Origin of the sequence: Neobacillus vireti, assembly GCF_036962465.1 — a bacterium.
In the GTDB taxonomy this organism is placed as follows: Bacteria; Bacillota; Bacilli; order Bacillales; family Cytobacillaceae; genus Neobacillus; species Neobacillus vireti_B.
In genome coordinates, this window is record NZ_JBALNF010000035.1 from 17668 (window position 1) to 34356 (window position 16689).

Here is a 16689-nt window from a genome sequence, read left to right on the forward strand (position 1 = left end):
GAGAGCTGCCCTCGTTTAATCGATAATCCCCATCCGAATGGCTTTGACTGCCACTTCGGTTCTATTTTGAGCATTAAGTCTTTTCATAATATTAGATATGTAATCCCTAACGGTAAACTCACTTAAATAAAGTTTCAAGGCAGCCTCGGCTGTGGATGCACCATCCGCTAAAAGCTTAATAATTTCGGTCTCCCTTGGGGACAAGGAAACAGCATCTCCTGCAGGCAAATCCCTCTTTTTGATCTCAGCTTCTATAAACTTAGATAGTAGTTCGCCTGAACTTTGTCCAAATTTCATCAGTGCAGGAAAAAGGCTAGTATCGACTGTAAAAAATTTACCTGGACCTTGGTCCAAAACTACTCCTCCAATTATCTTCCCCTCTTCAGGTACATAAATTGGAACAATAATCAACGAGGTAAGCTGAAACCTTTCGACGTACTTCTTTGGAAAATCATTTTCCGCTCTGGGAATATATATAGGCTGAAAGTTTTTCATTTCATGCCCTTGTGATTTTAGTTTAACAAGACTTTGATTCAGTACTGGGATATTAGTAATCTTTTCAGCAATAGATTGAACGTCTTCATTTATGAACTCATGACCATAAAGTCCAACCCCAATACTTTCCCGATTAGTAAACTTAAAGAGAGCGCACCGCTTAAATGGTAGAAAATACCCAAATCCAAAACAGATATTTTCGACTGACTCCTTAAAATTTTGCGATCGGATAATCCATTCATTAAATAAGATAACCGCATCTTTCCAAATACTAAAATTCTCTTTTTCCGTTTTAAACAGAAGTACCTCACTAATTTTTGAAAATAAATAATGGACTGAAGGATGCAGCTTAGAGGAATAGGCAACCCTTGATTTAAGTACCTTATGGGCTGCATTTTCCAATAGGTTAAGATGGAAGATGAGGGCTTCCGGTTCCGGGTCTCTTTCAAATTTAACGAACCATTCCTCCTGAAGATCAGTTAACATTTGGTAAATACTTTGATTATCTTGGTTAGCAGATTGAAGAAATCTAACTAAGAATTCACTGATAAACTCAAAAACTGCAACAAATTTTTTATTTTTGTTCTTAAGAGAGAGAAGGGTTATTCCCCATTCTTGTAACAGATCCCTTTGGTATTTCGATAACATTTTTATAGCATCATTTAAAAGCTCGTCCAAATGCAGGTTTAATGACCTTGACAAGTAAACACACTCCCTCCATGAAAATCTAGGCTGTTTCCTCAATCATTTTATAACCCTTTATATTACATAATTCTTTTAAACCTGCCAAAATCCCTGCCAATTTTCCTATTATTTCACCTTAATTTGTAAACTTTGTCACTCCACTTGTAAGAGTCTAATAAACTTCCTACAAATGTAGGGATTACCTAATTTATCTATTTATCATAAAATTGTGACGAATGGTGAAAGCACTTTCAAATATATAAAAATAGAGTGCGATAACTATTTAGAAAAAATAAAAAGGGAGGAAAGAAAATGACGGCTGAATCTATTATCATAGGCGGTCAGACAGTCAAGAAAAGGTTAGTTGTGGCATTATTAGGAGGTTTTATATTTTTAGGATCCCTTCTTGGTCTGTTCGGGATCACAGGTGTGGCCGCTGCAGTTCCATTAAGTGGTGTTGGTGAGTTCACTGTTGCTTTTAACAAAATGGAAGGCACAGGATTTCAATTATTAGGTGGAATGGCAGATAGTGTTTCAAAGAGAAATAATCCTGTTGCAGTAAATAAAATTGAACACGCTACCATTTGGGGGCTGGAGATTTCTAAAGATATCTCAATTCCTGGACTCCCTACTTTTAGAGTAGTGATTGCATCAAAAAACAACGATAAACCAGTGCAGATCGACGGTTTACTACAAAAAGCTACAGTTGTTTCGGGAGATGCGGAATTTTCAAAAATGGAAATGAAAGAGACATATGTCGCCGATAAAGATCCCCTTACACAAGCTGCTGAAGGATTCACCCAAAGTGCTAATACCATTACAATTAATAATGGCGAATTGAAAACGCTATATCTATGGCAGGATAAGGTAACGTTATCCAATATGCGAGTTTACTTCGAAGTTCCGACCAATTAATCATAACTATCACAGAAACGGAGTAAGGATGATAAAAATGAACCCTACTTATTCAAAACGTGAGCGGTTCAAGAAGTGGAGAGCAAGGCGCCCTTTTTGGGGGGCGACCTTGTGTTCCCTTTCAGGACTAATCATTTTATATGTGCCAGCCCAGCTGTATGAACTAGCGGCTGGACCAGGAAGCATGTTATTTACCGGCTTTTTCTTCGGAGGACTCACGCTGCTAATGGGAGTTCTATCCTATGTAATGCCAAAACTTTCAACATTACTTGGCATATTAGCCATTTTTGCATCAGTTCTCTCAATCTTAGGCGCATTAGGAGGGCTCCTCATAGGCACCATTTTAGGAATTATTGGCGGAGCCATTCTTATTGCCTGGAAACCTGAGCTAGCCGCTAACCATTCAAATCAGAAACCTTTAAAAGATCCTATTGTAGAAAAAGAGATAGCTTCCGGTAAAGAAATCATTTCGGATTAAATCCATGGACTTATAGCATTTATAGAAACGGTGATAACTTTGACACAGAAAAAGTACTTTTACAAATTAATAATTATATTGACTCTATCCCTTTGTGTGCTGCTTTTTCCCATCAAAGAAAGTTTCGCAGAAAACCCAGCAATCATTGGGTTTATTATCCAGGCCTCACAAATGGAGGGGACCTTAAAAGAAATTAACATGACTACGGGAGATACAACGGAGAAAAAAAATCAGCCTATGCTTGAAATGAAATTTGATAACCTTCATGCCGATGGTTTAGTGATAAAAAAGGTAATGAAAACGAAAAATGGTTTAATTTCAATTGATATGATTCCAAATGAATCCGTAAATTTCAAAAATCTTAGTGTGAAAATTACCAATGCAGATTTGGCAGAACCCTATCTGCCAAAGAACGGAAATATCGGTTTAAAAAATGTAAAACTCTTAGCTCATAATGTCACAACAGACAGTTCAGCTTTACCCAAACTCAATGTGAGTTTTAGCAGTAATGGTGTGGTTGAGATGGAACCAAAAAATGAACAAGAACTAATACAAACCAAGGACTTGTTGGAACAGATTCTAAATACTCTAAACCCATAAAAAGAAGGTGTCCCAAAAGCATAACTTTAGAGTCACCTTCTTTTTTACACATTAAACAAATCTGTTTATTTCCGCTCCAGGCGCTTCGCTCCTGCGGGGTCTCCCCTGCCCCATACTCCCGCAGGAGTCTTCGCGTCTTCCGCTCCAATCAACAGAGTGTTCAAAAATTATTCATTATCCCCGTTTGGGTCAGCCTCTTTAATTATTAGTTATTGATAATTCTTATTACTCGTCCGTTAAATTTTTTCAAATAATATCCATTCGTCATATCCGCAACCGCAATTCCAGTTCTGCTTTGCGATCCAATAAACTTCCCGTTGCCTAAATAAATTCCGACATGTCCGTCAATTTTATAAGTATCAAAGAACACCAAATCACCAGGCCGGGCTTCAGCAAATGATACCCTTTTCCCCAAGTTTTTCAATATATCTGTATGGGCCCCAACTTTAATCCCGGCTTGGGCAAATGCCCATGCTACAAACCCAGAGCAGTCAAATCTTCCTTGTGAAACATCATAAGCATTCCTTCCTCCGCCGAATACATACACTGAATTTCCGATATATTTTTCACCAGCATGAATAACAATATTGATTGCTTCACTAGTGGTTGTTGGAATTCCGGCATTAATAAGAGTTGAATTCGTCGAAAGGGAATTTTGGCTTACAGTACCTATCTCTCCTTCTTTTAATGCAAGTGACAGATCTTGTTGGTGTAACTTCTCCTTTTGAAAGAGTTTTTCTTGCTCTTTTTGCTCCAATTCTTCTTTCAAGGTATCATTTTCTTCTTTTTGTTCTAAAATTTGTGCCTGCATCCCTTCAAGCTCTATTTTCATTGTTTTTAGATCGCTTAGCTTTTTTTCAACAATAGCTTGTTTGTTTACAACTGCTTTTTGGTCCTCCTCATACTGTTTAACAAGGTCTTGATCGGCTTGAACCATGGCAGCAACAGCATTAAAACGCCCGATGAAGTCTCCAAAACTGTCAGAACCTAAAAATACATCAATATATTTTACCTTCCCACCACTTTCTTGTAAGGCTAAGGCACGTTTTTTCAGGAGTTGATTCCTTTTATTGATTCTATCCCTAATAAAGGTTATTTCTTGTTCTAGTCCTAATACTTCCTTTTCGGAAGCCTGAACCTTTACTTCTGTCTGGGCAATCATGTTGTTATTATCAATAATTGCTTGATCAACTCTTTTTATTTGCTCTGTTAATTTAGCCAAGTCATCTTGGACTTGAAAAATTTCCTGGTCTGTTTTTGTTATTTCAGTCTGGATTCCCGCCCGCTCCTCCTGGATACCTTTAAGGTTTGGTTCCTCTGCTTTGACTGCAGGAAGGAAAGAGATATTGCCAATCCCTAATATAATCGTTGTAGAAAGCACTGTAAGTCTCTTTTTCATTTTATTTTCCTGCCTTCATCATTTTTCGAATTACCTAGAGTAATAGAAATGGTGTATCGAAGACTAGTAATAAATATCTGCATTTCCAAACTTCCGTATGTAAGGACATTAGAAAAACATTTCCCTATATCATCCTATCCGGCCTCAATTAGAAGTATATCATCTAATTTCGTCAAATAAGTTATGATTATATGACATTTATATTCCAAAAGGAAAATTATGGTTTTTGGCAACAAAACGTTCAAATTTCTTGTTAGAAACACAAAAAACCACACTCTCTATTTCCTTAAGAGAGAATGTGGTCTAACATTGATATAGAATGGTACAATAATGGTATTATTCCCCATTTGCGATACATTAATTTAACGAGTTTTTACAAGCTCTTTCAAACTATTTTTACTTCGATCTATAAAATCTAAATGTGTACTGCGTGCTTTTTTAACATATTCTTTGCGGACTTCTTCCCATGCATTTCTACGTTCACGGCTATAAGCAATACCTGCTTCTGCATTCTTCTCAAAATTATCCTCAAATTGATCAATAATATGGAAAATGGACCGAACTGGTGTTAACGCCAATTTTTCCATTTGGCCGGTAACTTCTTTTAACTGGTTCTTAAGCTCTTCACGATCCTCAGAAGTTACCTCCGGTTTCTCTTTACCCGTGTTAATTTGATGCATTACGTCAGAAACCACTTCTTTATTCGTCCTTCTTGCTTGCTCATATAATGCCGCAATGGACTTTCGATATTGCTTATTGAATTTAATAACCTCTCTTACCGCATTAAAATAAGCATCTTCTCGATTTTCTCTTAATTGTCGTGCACGTTCACCTGATTGTTCAAACTGATCCCAAAAAGTAGCAACAAAAGAACCCACAGGTATAGATTCTACTAAATCTTCAGTAGGAACCGTTTCATTTTTTTTCTGTACCATCATTCTTCCTCCTCCTAGTATTATTAACTTTCTCTATTGGATCCTTCTTCTGAAAGGAAGGAATATAGAGCTCAAGTAAACTAGAATACATCTTGAAGAATTGATCTAGGATGGATTGATACGTCTCAAGTTGATTTGCATATCCTTTTAAGTATGTAATCCCAGCTTGTGTAGTTGAATATCTTCTTTTAGCCGGTCCGCTGCCTGTTGTATCCCATTCAGATGAAACTAGTTCATCCTTTTCAAGCTGTCTTAGCATCCTATATAAGTTGCCTTGATCAAGTGTTTTAAAACCGAATGCCTCCAGCTTTTGGCTAAGTTCATAACCATGAAGAGATACTTTACTAAGAAGCAATAAAATAAATGGCAGCACAAAATTTTTGGATGGATTGACTGATTGGTTATCTTGGTTCACCATATCTTTATCACCTCACCTATATGTATTTTACACCTATAGGTTATATTTGGCAATAATTAAAATAAATATATATTAAATTAGATTTGGATATTTACAACTCAGTTATGTTGGATATAAACTGATAAAAATGGAAAAGGTGGTGTAAAATGGTAAATACTAAAATTAGTGAATTGGGTGTACCCTACTTACATTTTGGAAAAGGGGAACCCCTCGTGCTAATTCATGGTTTAGGAGAAGTCAAAGAAGGCTGGAGTAACCAGTATGAATTAGCCGATCAATTCGAGTTGATCATACCGGATTTACGTGGACACGGGGATTGTACAAGAACAGATGGGATTTCGATACCCAACTTTGCAAAAGACTTAATAGGTTTATTAAAGGAACTGCATATTGAAAACGCTCACATTCTTGGTCTGTCAATGGGTGGAGCAGTTGCTCAAGAAATATACCGCCAAGCCCCAGACCTTTGTCGGTCACTGATGCTCGTTAGCACTTTCCATTACTTCCCCCAAAAATTAAAGAGTCTTTTATTTAATAATCGAAAAGCAAAATTTGAGGATGTTACCAGAGCAGGAAAACAAACGGAATTCCTCGCCCATATGGCACTTTACTCCTGGAATAAAAATTTAATGGATACCTTTAGCCATTATTTCCGCCCAAAACATTTTATTTTTCTAGAATCATTAAAAATGTGCCTTGAAGTAAATAATCGATCTTTATTGCCCGTAATTAAAGTTCCAACTCTAATTATCGGAGGACAGTATGACTCTGTATTACCGGTATGGATTCAAGCTTGTATGCATAAGCTGATTCCACATTCTGAATTTATCATTTTGAGGAATACCGGTCACCTTGCCAAGCTTGAAGCAAAAGACCGGTTTAACCAACTGCTGCGGAGGTTCCTCAATCAGCATAAAACTGCTGTGTAAATGGTAAAACGGGAAGTATAGGGCCCCCACCCTTCTTCCCGTCACTTACTTTAATAGGAATTATACAGGCACTTCCTCGAGTTGATTTGACCGAGACTTAAGCCATTTGTCAGCAAACACTGCAAATTTGCCGGTTAATGCAAGTGAAACATGACCGCCCTCGAATACTTCATAGGTTTTATCTTCACTCGAAATCATGTCCATAACTGGCAGGCTTTGTTTCTCCAGTACAAGTGTGTCTCTTGATGTTGAGAAAACAAAAACGGGACACTTTATATTTTTTAAATCTACTTTTCTGCCTCCGATTATAAGTTCGCCCTTTAATAGTTTGTTATCCTTATATAGATCATTGAACATCTGTTTAAAAGCGGCGCCGGCAAAAGAGGCTGTATCTTTTGTCCATTTGTCCATTCGACGCCATTTCTCGACATACTTTTCATCATGGGCACGCGTAATTAAATTTACCCATGGACTAACATAAACTGGTGAAAGCCCTCGAAACATAAGATATAAATATTCTGATGGAATTACACCATATACATCAGAAAAACGATCAAAATCGATTTGCCCCTTTTGAAGCCCTTTTAACCATTTGTCAGGGACAATCCCGACACTAAAATCAATTGGAACGGTTGCTAGAACGAGATTCTTGATTGGTAATTTTGTAATAGATGTAAAAATTGCTGAAATAGTTCCACCCAAGCAATAGCCAACCATTGAAATCTCTCCTGCGCCCGAGTGGCGTAAAGCTCGTTTTACGGCATTTTCCAAATAATCGATAATATAATTATCAAGGGTAATTTCACGATCCTCATAGCCTGGGGAACCCCAATCGAAGAAGTAAACATCATATCCCCGTTCTGTAAGGCCGCCTACCACACTGCTCCCTTCCCCGATGTCTAAAATATATGATTTATTTAGCAGTGAATAGACTAAAAACAATGGAATCTGATATTTTTTTTCCTTTGCAGGGTGAAAATATAAGGTGGATTTATTTTTCTTCCAAATAACCTCCCTCGGTGTAGGTATTATATCCGGTTTAGGTTCGGTTAAGACTTTATTTATTTGGTTCCACCTAACTTTTTCCTTCTCAAAATCTACCACCGGGATTATATTCTTAAGTGATACGGTTTCACTCATCAGCGTATGCTCCTTCCATTATGACTCGGTTGTGCCAGCAACAGCGAGCTCTAAGTCTTTGTTTTTGAGTTTCTCCTCTTGAAAAAGGTTCTTCATCTGTTCAAGTTCAGACTTGATCTCACTTAATTGGCTTAAGTTTTGCTTTAATTCTCTTAATTCAACCTGAACATCTGATAGTTCGTTTGCATGATTTAATTCTATCTGCTGAAAATCATCTTTCATTTGTTTAACAACATTCACCATTTCTTGGAACATCTCTACATTCCCTTTATTCACCGTACCAAGGCTATCTTGGAGATTCCATATTTGCTCTTCGAGGATATCCATTTTTTCTTCGGCTTGGATGGATAACTTAGCAACGTTTGCCACATCTTTTTTTGTTGGAAGATTCATTACACCAGCCACTAGTTCCTGTCTTTTTCTGAGGAGTTCCAAATAACGAGCATGACCATCTGTGCCAGACTTTAAAAGTTTGACGAATTCATTGTTATCACTCACCATGTATAATAGCCCATTTATTTGTCTTTCCCACATTTCGCTAATTCGTTTGATTCCCTCAAATGGTTGATATGTTTTATCATTTGTCACCCAAATCACTCCTCGGTTTTATCATTTAATTATCTCTTCTGATTTTTCCAAGTACTTACTTAACGGAAACATTAATGTTTTAATCTGTCTGGCAAAAAGATTTACAAAGCTCTTTTGATTTTCATAAATTAAGTTCCCGGCTTGTTTGACTGTGTTTATATACTGCTCTCTGCCTCTCTTTCTCAGCGCAATATACTTCTCTATCATTTCAAGATACCTATCCATTGACAGTGTACTGGCAAACCGCTCGCATGGGGCCGCTAAAATATTTAACGTTTTTTCTTGGACCTGGTCAATTTGTGCATTAATATCTTCATAAGATTTAAGCGGGAAGAAATGCTGCAGGCTGGTAGTAGACATTAAAAATTCTTCTCGAGCAGTTTTTTCCCAAGCAGAGAATTCTTGATAAAATTGTGAAGCAAGTTCGATAAGATTTCCCTGATTACGCTGAACACCATCAGCAAATTGCTTTGCCGCTTTAAAGAATAACCCATCTCGCTGATTGGCACGTTTTGCCCATTCGTCTAATTCACCAAAAGCTTGGTGCCATAGCATGTCTAAGCTTGAAAACTGTTCTTCGCTTTCATCCTTTTCAACAGCGTCTTCTACTGTTGGTTGTTTCATTACTTCTGCATCTTCATTCTTATTTTCGACCTGCTCGGATACATCTTTTTCCGTTTCTTTTTTGTCAGCCATTCATTACTCACCCTTTCAAATTTCTTAAACTGGATTCCTATAATTTTACATGGAAGATGTTGTAATCTCTTAAATTATTGTTTTAAAAAAGAAATTTGTAAACATCACAATTTCGACAAAACACAACATATTTTTAAGATAATTCATGAATCAGAATTGGTTAAATGCGGTTCCTCTCAATTTTCAAATAAGAACTTAAGATAATACTGGTATATTTCGACATTCCTGCTGCTTTGTTCACAAAAAATTCGATATTCACCTTCAAATTCAGTAATTAAACATCTTCATTTATAATAGTTAACTTTACAATTACTGATAATTTATGGTTAAAACAACTAATTCAGTCCCAAGGATGGGACTGAAATATAGAGATGCTCGTTCTAGATTCCTTTGAAGGCCTGTTGATAGATTTCAGCTAGTTCACTGATAAATGGCTGTTTTGGATTTGCGATTGTATCTTGATCATCAAAGGCAAGTTCCGCGAGTTCCGCTACTTTGCTTTCAAATTCTTCTTTGTTTACACCATTCGCTTGAATACTCATTGGAATATCCAGCTCTTGTGCAAGGGATATTACTGCCTTTATTAAACTATCAATTCCTTCCTCTGTGGTTCTGGCAGGAAGACCGAGCATTCTAGCAATTTCCGCATAGCGCTCATCCGCAATAAAGTGTTCATATTTAGGATAGGTCATAAATTTATTTGGTTTTGCAGCGTTATAACGGATGACATGTGGTAATAAAATGGCATTGGCACGTCCGTGCGAAATTTTAAACTCAGCTCCTAGCACGTGGGCAAGGCTATGATTAATTCCTAAGAACGAGTTAGCAAAGGCCATCCCCGCAATGGTAGAGGCATTGTGCATTTTCTCACGGGCCAGTTCATCGCCCCCATCTCGATATGCCCTAGGTAAATAGTGAAAGACCAACTGAATCGCTTTTAAAGCAAGTCCATCTGTAAAATCATTTGCTAATACCGACACATAAGCCTCAATAGCATGTGTCAAGACGTCCATGCCTGTATCAGCAGTTACATGATTAGGAACCGTCATGACAAACTGTGGATCCACGATTGCCACATCGGGAGTAAGCTGAAAGTCGGCAAGCGGATATTTAATATTTGCTTTTTTATCTGTTATAACTGAGAATGCCGTAACCTCTGAGCCTGTCCCGGAGGTAGTCGGAATCGCCACAAACTTAGCTTTTGTCCGCATTTCCGGAAATTTCACGACCCTTTTTGTCGGATCAAAGAATTTTTGTGTTAAGCTCCGGAAATCTGTATCGGGATGTTCGTAGAAAAGCCACATCGCTTTTGCCGCATCCATTACCGACCCTCCGCCTAAGGCAATAATGCAATCAGGCTGGAACTTGCGCATTCTTTCTGCTCCATCCATAACCGTTTCAATCGTTGGCTCAGGCTCAATATTTGCATAGGTTTCAAATTGAATACTGTTTTGATTCTTTTTTAAATAATAGAGAACTTTATCGACATAGCCATTTTTTAAGGGGCTTCCGCTTGTAATGATGAAAGCTTTTGTAATACCCGGAATGGCAGCGAGGGTTTGCACTGAATTTTTCTCAAAGAAAACCTGTGATGGTACTTTAAACCATTGCGTGAACGTCCTTCTTTTCGCAACTTTTTTAATATTGAGCAGATTTTGGGCTCCGACATTCTGTGACACAGAATTCCCTCCATATGTTCCACATCCAATTGTTAAGGATGGCAGCGATGTATTATAAATATCTCCGATGGCCCCATGAGTTGATGGCGTATTAACCATAATACGGCCTGCCTTTAATCGTAGTGAAAAAATATCTACCAAATCTTGATTTGAGGTATGAATCGCTGCGGAGTGTCCTAACCCGCCGTATTCTAATGTCTCCTCAGCAACTGTCAATCCCTCTGCAAAACTATTAACTTTGTAGCAAGCTAAAATCGGGCTTAATTTTTCGCAGGATAAAGGCTCATTCGGACCTACTCCTTCTAGTTCTGCAATTAATATTTTTGTATTAGCAGGTACCTTGATCCCGGCAAACTTAGCAATCATTGATGCAGACAGTCCCACAATTAAATTGTTAATGGAACCTGTTTTTTCAAAAATGACTGCTTTTTCGACCATTTTTCGTTCATCTTCACTTAGAAAATAACAATTATTTTCAATCAGTTCTTGTTTTACTTCATTATAGATTTCTTGATCAATAATTAAGGCTTGTTCCGAAGCACAAATCATTCCGTTATCAAAGGTTTTAGATAAAATTACATCATTGACAGCACGTTTGATATTGGCTGTTTTTTCGATATAACAAGGTACATTACCAGCCCCCACCCCAAGTGCCGGTTTCCCTGAGCTATACGCTGCCTTTACCAAGTTTGGTCCTCCTGTTGCCAAGATAAGTGAAATCTTTGGCTGTCTCATTAAGGTTTGAAAGGCTTCATGCGAAGGAGATTCAATCCACTGGATGCAATTTTCGGGAGCGCCTGCTTTAATCGCAGCATCCAAAAGTATTTTTGCTGTTTCAGTACAGCATTGTTGACCATATTGTGGGAAGGCAAAAATAATCGGATTTCTTGTTTTGAGTGAAATTAAAGATTTAAAAATAACTGTAGATGTTGGGTTTGTAATTGGAATTACGCCAGCAATAACTCCCACAGGCTCTGCAATTTCAACCATCCCTTCATTTTCATCTTCATGAATTACCCCTACAGTTTTCATATCCCGAATGTTGTTGTAGATAAATTCTGTTGCAAACATATTTTTAAATACCTTGTCTTCATAAACTCCGCGTCTCGTTTCTGTTACCGCTAGCTTCGCGAGTTTTTTATGATTTTCTAGCGCCGCTAAAGCCACTTCCTTTACGATTTTATCGACCATTTCCTGTGTATAGCCGCGCAATTCCCTTAAAGCTTTTTCTGCATTATTGGCTAATTGATCAATTGCTTCTGTAACCATTTGCTTTTCTTGTACTACTTTCTCTTCTACAGCCATTTATTTTCACCTCATATTTTGTCAATTTCCTGCCTGCTCAAGACAGAGGCCAATGGGTTAAGGCCTTTGATTCTTCTGGCTAAAATATATCATGCGAGATTCTCGAAGTATGTCGAAATTTGCGTAAAAATGAATGAATAGCCATTCACTTTTTAATAATTCACAAAATGTTCATTAATATCCGTGACTGTGAAAGTGACAGCATAAAAAAAGGTCCTAAACTCTGTTTCAAAAGAGTTTAGGACCTCATCAATTTGATCAGCCTGTATTACGGAGTCCAGCGGATATTCCACTGATAGTAAGCAGGACTTCGGTTAATATTTCTTCATCCGACTCATCATGTTTCCGTAATTCTTTAATCAATTCAACTTGTAAAAAGTTTAAAGGATCCACATAAGGATTCCGTCGATATACAGATTCCTTAATGTTTGGCGTATGGTCAAGCAATTCGCTGTCACCCGTTATTTTAAGGAGAATCGTTTTTGTTTTTTCATATTCCTCAAGAATATTCGTAAATATTCTATCAGCTATGGTCTTATCTTCAACAAGCGTTAAATATTCCTTAGCAGTTGTGATGTCTGCCTTCATTAATGCCATATTTAAATTATCTATTGTGGATTGGAAGAATGGCCACTTCGCATACATCTGCTGCAGAAGCTGCAGATTTGCCGCACTTCTTGATGCGAAGCTGTCTAAACCTGTTCCAGCAGCATACCAAGCCGGGATCAGCTGGCGGCTCTGCGTCCAGGCAAACACCCACGGTATCGCCCTTAGGTCCTCAAATCTTCCACGATTCTTGCGACTCATTGGTCTTGAACCAATATTTAAGTCACCAATTTCTTTTAATGGAGTGGCTTCATTAAAGTAAGTAAGGAAATCAGGGTCTTCAAATACTAGTGATTGGTATTTCGATAACGCAAAACCAGAAATCTCCTCAATCGCTTCTTCCCAAACATTCTCGCGTAACGTTCCCTGCTCTTTTTGGGAAACGTGAGCTGCTGAAAGAAGAAGAGTGGATGTTGCCTGTTCCAAACTGCGATATGCAATATCCTCAAGCAGGTATCTTGAAGACAATACTTCACCTTGTTCAGTAATTTTTACACCATCCCCAATTGTTTCGGCTGGCTGGGACAGAATGCTCTTATTTAATGGACCGCCGCCTCGTCCTAATGACCCGCCGCGGCCATGGAAAAACTTAAGACCGATTTTGTACCTGCTTGCCATTTCATGGATTTCGATTTGGGCTTTATATAGCTTCCAGTTGGCCGTTAATGTTCCCCCATCCTTACTGCCATCAGAGTAGCCAAGCATTATTTCTTGTTGATCCCCTAAAATCGTAAGATGGTTCCGGTAGATTGGCATTTCAAAAAGAGTTTCCATAATTTTTGGACCCGCAGTCAAGTCATCAATTGTTTCAAGAAGCGGTGCAACGTTTAGGTGGCTTTCTAGCGTTCCATCCGCATGCAGACGGTATAGACCTGCTTCTTTTGCTAATAAAAGTACCTCTAATAAGTCACTTGCTGATCTCGTCATGCTGACAAGATAAACCGTGATGGCGCGCTTGCCGAACTCCTCATGAGCCGATTTAATCATTTGAAATACTTTTATCATTTCTTGAGTTTCAGCTGAGTAGTCCTCATTTAACAATAGTAGTGGACGGGGATCCTTTAAGATATTTTGTAACAACTGTAATTTTTCCTGCTCAGAAAGAGCCGCATAGTTATCTGTCATTTGGACTTTCCGAAGTATTTCTGTAATGGCCGCCTCATGTTCTCCGCTGTGGTTTCGGATATCAAGTGTAGCCAAGTGGAAACCAAATAATTGCACTTGTCTGATTAGCTTTTGGATCGTCTTTAATTCATGGTCAGTAGGATGATGTTTTTTCAAACTACGGTTAATCATCTTTAAATCCATTAATAATTCGTCGGAGGTTTTGTATCCAATTTCTGATTTACCCACTTGTCTTACTCGTTCAATAATAACGGCTAAGACACGTCGATAAGCCTCTGTTTTGTTTGGCCACTTTTTATCATCTGTTAAATAAAAATCTTCTTTTTCCTTTAGGAATAATAGAAGTTCTTCACTAACATTTACCCTTGTGGTCGAGTGGCTGTATCGTTTCATGATGTCGATTAAAACATTTTTATATTTCCTTAACACAAGTCTGCGCTGTTTTTGCAATGTTTCCCACGTGACATCACTTGTTACGTTAGGATTACCATCACGATCCCCGCCAATCCATGAGCCAAAACGAAGGAAGTTTGGAACACTCCAAGTGGTGCTTGGATAATATTTTTCAAGGCAGTCCGCTACCTCTTGATGTATTTCAGGAAGAACTTCAAAAAGGGTTTGATCAAAATAATAAAGTCCGTTACGCACTTCATCTAACACAGTCGGCTTATGATCACGCAATTCATCTGTTTGCCAAAGAATCGCTACTTCATTGAATAGACTATCTTCTAGCTTTTTTTGCTCACGATCGGTTAAAAGTGGATGATCGAGATTCTTTAAAATGGCAGCAATTCGCTGCTGTATTTCAAGAATGGAGCGTTTTGTTGCTTCTGTTGGGTGTGCTGTAATAATAAGTTCGAGTGATAAGGTGTTGAGCGCTTTTTGAATAATCTCTTCACTACTATCGTGTTCTTTAAACTTAAGAATGGCACTCTCAATCGAGGCGGGCTGGACGATTTTATCATCTTCCAACTGATACTGTCTCCGTCTGCGAATCCGGTGGTTTTGCTCCGCTGCATTAATCAAATGGAAATACATTGAAAATGCCCGGATAACCTGTTTACGCATTGGTGAGTTTAGGCTGGATATTTCCGCCTTTAATTCCTCATAAATTCCTTCGTCGAAATGTTCTCGAAGTGTTTTGCACATGAGTCTAATTTTTTCAACTTTATCAAACAGCTCGGGCCCGCCATAATCGACAAGTATATCACCAAGCATTTTCCCCAGTAATTTCACATCACGACGCAATGGAAGACTGCTGTCATTTACTTTCAATTCTGTTGTCATACTATCACCTTCCCCTTATTCAAAAGATTCACTAAATTTTTTATATATAAATATAACATATCTTTTCGAATCATGTTAAATTTTTTTTCTCGCTTTTCTATTTTTCCTAAAAAAATAAACCTGACTAGTGTTTTTTCAGGTTTATTCTCATTCATAAAATAGGTTTCCCATTAATTGTCTGCTCTATCAAAAACTAATACATAGGTTTTCCTATCGGTATTATCATAGGTTACCACTACTGATATAACAGTTTTATTGTCGTCGTCCAACTGGATGGTTTTACTAGTGCCTCGTTCGATGGTAATTTCGGAACTGCTATAGCTTGCCGTTGGATTTATCGTAACGGTCTTGGTATCGCTAGCAACAGCCACATGATAAGTATACTCGTTTGAAGTAAATGAACTGTCCCAGGTTCCTTCGGATACAGTTAGTTTTGAAAGGGTAGCCTTGGTTGTTTTTTGAGCGGTTCCTGTTTCACTTTGCTGATTAGAGGCAAGCTGGGAAAAATTCGAATTTGTTCTGGTAATTGGTGTTGGAAAGGAGCTGCTGGTCTGAGTTGCGAGTCCGCTGCCATTGTTCGTTGAACTGCTGCTTCCATTTTGTCCTAATCCATTACTTCCATTTTGAGCTGGAACGGTGCCATTTCCTGTGGATGTATCCTGGCGTTCCACATGAATCGTATATCTTAGCTTCGCTCCATTCTCAGCTGTTACGACAATACGAATATCCGATTTGCCCACTGGAACATTTACTGCTACGCCTTTTTGTGTCACTTCTTCCCCATTCACTTCAATTTCCGCTGTATTTACTGCTGCAGTGGGCAGGACCGTAATCGTTGAGGCAGCATTCGGGAGTTGTACAGAATAATCCGTTACTGCAGGTAAAAAAGCAGGTGAAAGCTTCCCTGTTGATAGTTTAATATCTTTAAGCTGATTCTGGCTATTTTGCATTCTAGTAACGATTAACGTATAAGTATTTGTTAGATTGCTGCTAGGATCCTTAACAGTGACAAGGAAGATATTTTGCCCTGTTTGCAGTGAGTATTGCCCAAATGTACCGGTTGTAATGGCTTTGCCATTTATACTAATGATTGAATTGTCATTGCTGCCTTCAACAAGTAGATGAATCGAGTCTGTTTCGTTATCTACCTCAGCTGAATATTGATTAGTATCTGCTGAAAATTCTTTGTCAAGCTTGACTCCTTGGATTTCTAAATTGGAGAGTGTGTTCGTAGTTTGGGTTACTTGAGTTACCCCTTCAGCATAGACATTTGTTGGCAGATTATATCCAGTTCCCAGACCAAGTAATGAAACAATCAAGACCGCGTTACGGCCTTTTTTTGGTATTTTTGTAAGCATTGTTAATCCTCCCACTTTTAACTAAGTGATTTTGGACTAACTTTACCATTGG

At 38.1% G+C, this 16689-nt stretch carries 14 protein-coding genes; 4 read left to right on the forward strand and 10 right to left on the reverse strand.

Annotated features, from left to right (window positions below; translation table 11 throughout):
* Nucleotides 1-15: 15 nt before the first annotated feature.
* Nucleotides 16-1197, reverse strand: coding sequence for a response regulator transcription factor (locus V7077_RS15960; protein ID WP_335503718.1), 1182 nt, complete (start codon nucleotides 1195-1197; stop codon nucleotides 16-18).
* A gap of 294 nt (nucleotides 1198-1491) precedes the next feature.
* On the opposite strand from V7077_RS15960, the gene V7077_RS15965 reads away from it, so the two are divergent.
* From V7077_RS15965 to V7077_RS15975, 3 genes are all read left to right on the forward strand, one after another.
* Nucleotides 1492-2094: a DUF6230 family protein gene (locus V7077_RS15965; RefSeq protein ID WP_335503720.1), complete on the forward strand. Its 603-nt coding sequence runs from the start codon at nucleotides 1492-1494 to the stop codon at nucleotides 2092-2094.
* A 37-nt stretch (nucleotides 2095-2131) separates the two neighbouring features.
* Nucleotides 2132-2572 carry a DUF6114 domain-containing protein gene (locus V7077_RS15970; RefSeq protein ID WP_335503722.1) on the forward strand — a complete coding sequence of 147 codons (441 nt, stop codon included), beginning with the start codon at nucleotides 2132-2134 and terminating at the stop codon, nucleotides 2570-2572.
* Nucleotides 2573-2770: 198 nt separating this feature from the next.
* A complete protein-coding gene (locus V7077_RS15975; RefSeq protein ID WP_335503724.1) occupies nucleotides 2771-3172 on the forward strand; it encodes a hypothetical protein in 402 nt (133 codons plus the stop codon).
* A gap of 205 nt (nucleotides 3173-3377) precedes the next feature.
* Here V7077_RS15975 and V7077_RS15980 read toward each other — a convergent pair whose 3' ends face one another.
* The 3 genes from V7077_RS15980 to phaQ all read right to left on the reverse strand — a co-directional run bounded on the left by V7077_RS15980 (nucleotide 3378) and on the right by phaQ (nucleotide 5924).
* A complete protein-coding gene (locus V7077_RS15980) occupies nucleotides 3378-4571 on the reverse strand; it encodes a C40 family peptidase (RefSeq protein WP_335503726.1) in 1194 nt (397 codons plus the stop codon).
* Nucleotides 4572-4933: 362 nt separating this feature from the next.
* Nucleotides 4934-5509: a hypothetical protein gene (locus V7077_RS15985; RefSeq protein WP_335503728.1), complete on the reverse strand. Its 576-nt coding sequence runs from the start codon at nucleotides 5507-5509 to the stop codon at nucleotides 4934-4936.
* On the reverse strand, nucleotides 5487-5924 hold the full coding sequence (gene phaQ, locus V7077_RS15990; protein ID WP_335503729.1) for a poly-beta-hydroxybutyrate-responsive repressor: 438 nt from the start codon (nucleotides 5922-5924) through the stop codon (nucleotides 5487-5489). The genes V7077_RS15985 and phaQ overlap by 23 nt, the downstream gene beginning before the upstream one ends.
* Nucleotides 5925-6070: 146 nt before the next feature.
* On the opposite strand from phaQ, the gene V7077_RS15995 reads away from it, so the two are divergent.
* Entirely contained in the window at nucleotides 6071-6853 is a 783-nt protein-coding gene (locus V7077_RS15995; RefSeq protein ID WP_335503731.1) for an alpha/beta fold hydrolase, read from the forward strand.
* Nucleotides 6854-6913: 60 nt separating this feature from the next.
* On the opposite strand, the gene V7077_RS16000 is transcribed toward V7077_RS15995, so the two are convergent.
* From V7077_RS16000 to V7077_RS16025, 6 genes are all read right to left on the reverse strand, one after another.
* The gene (locus tag V7077_RS16000) at nucleotides 6914-7993 is read right to left on the reverse strand and encodes an alpha/beta fold hydrolase (RefSeq protein WP_335503733.1); all 1080 of its coding nucleotides are present in this window, start codon (nucleotides 7991-7993) and stop codon (nucleotides 6914-6916) included.
* Between the two features lie 18 nt (nucleotides 7994-8011).
* The gene (locus tag V7077_RS16005; protein WP_335503734.1) at nucleotides 8012-8581 is read right to left on the reverse strand and encodes a polyhydroxyalkanoate biosynthesis repressor PhaR; all 570 of its coding nucleotides are present in this window, start codon (nucleotides 8579-8581) and stop codon (nucleotides 8012-8014) included.
* 21 nt (nucleotides 8582-8602) lie between these two features.
* On the reverse strand, nucleotides 8603-9277 hold the full coding sequence (locus tag V7077_RS16010) for a hypothetical protein (protein ID WP_335503736.1): 675 nt from the start codon (nucleotides 9275-9277) through the stop codon (nucleotides 8603-8605).
* A gap of 380 nt (nucleotides 9278-9657) precedes the next feature.
* The gene (gene adhE / locus V7077_RS16015) at nucleotides 9658-12261 is read right to left on the reverse strand and encodes a bifunctional acetaldehyde-CoA/alcohol dehydrogenase (RefSeq protein WP_335503738.1); all 2604 of its coding nucleotides are present in this window, start codon (nucleotides 12259-12261) and stop codon (nucleotides 9658-9660) included.
* A gap of 258 nt (nucleotides 12262-12519) precedes the next feature.
* A complete protein-coding gene (ppc, locus tag V7077_RS16020) occupies nucleotides 12520-15279 on the reverse strand; it encodes a phosphoenolpyruvate carboxylase (RefSeq protein WP_335503740.1) in 2760 nt (919 codons plus the stop codon).
* A gap of 170 nt (nucleotides 15280-15449) precedes the next feature.
* The gene (locus V7077_RS16025; RefSeq protein ID WP_335503741.1) at nucleotides 15450-16637 is read right to left on the reverse strand and encodes a cadherin-like beta sandwich domain-containing protein; all 1188 of its coding nucleotides are present in this window, start codon (nucleotides 16635-16637) and stop codon (nucleotides 15450-15452) included.
* Between the last annotated feature and the right edge of the window lie 52 nt (nucleotides 16638-16689).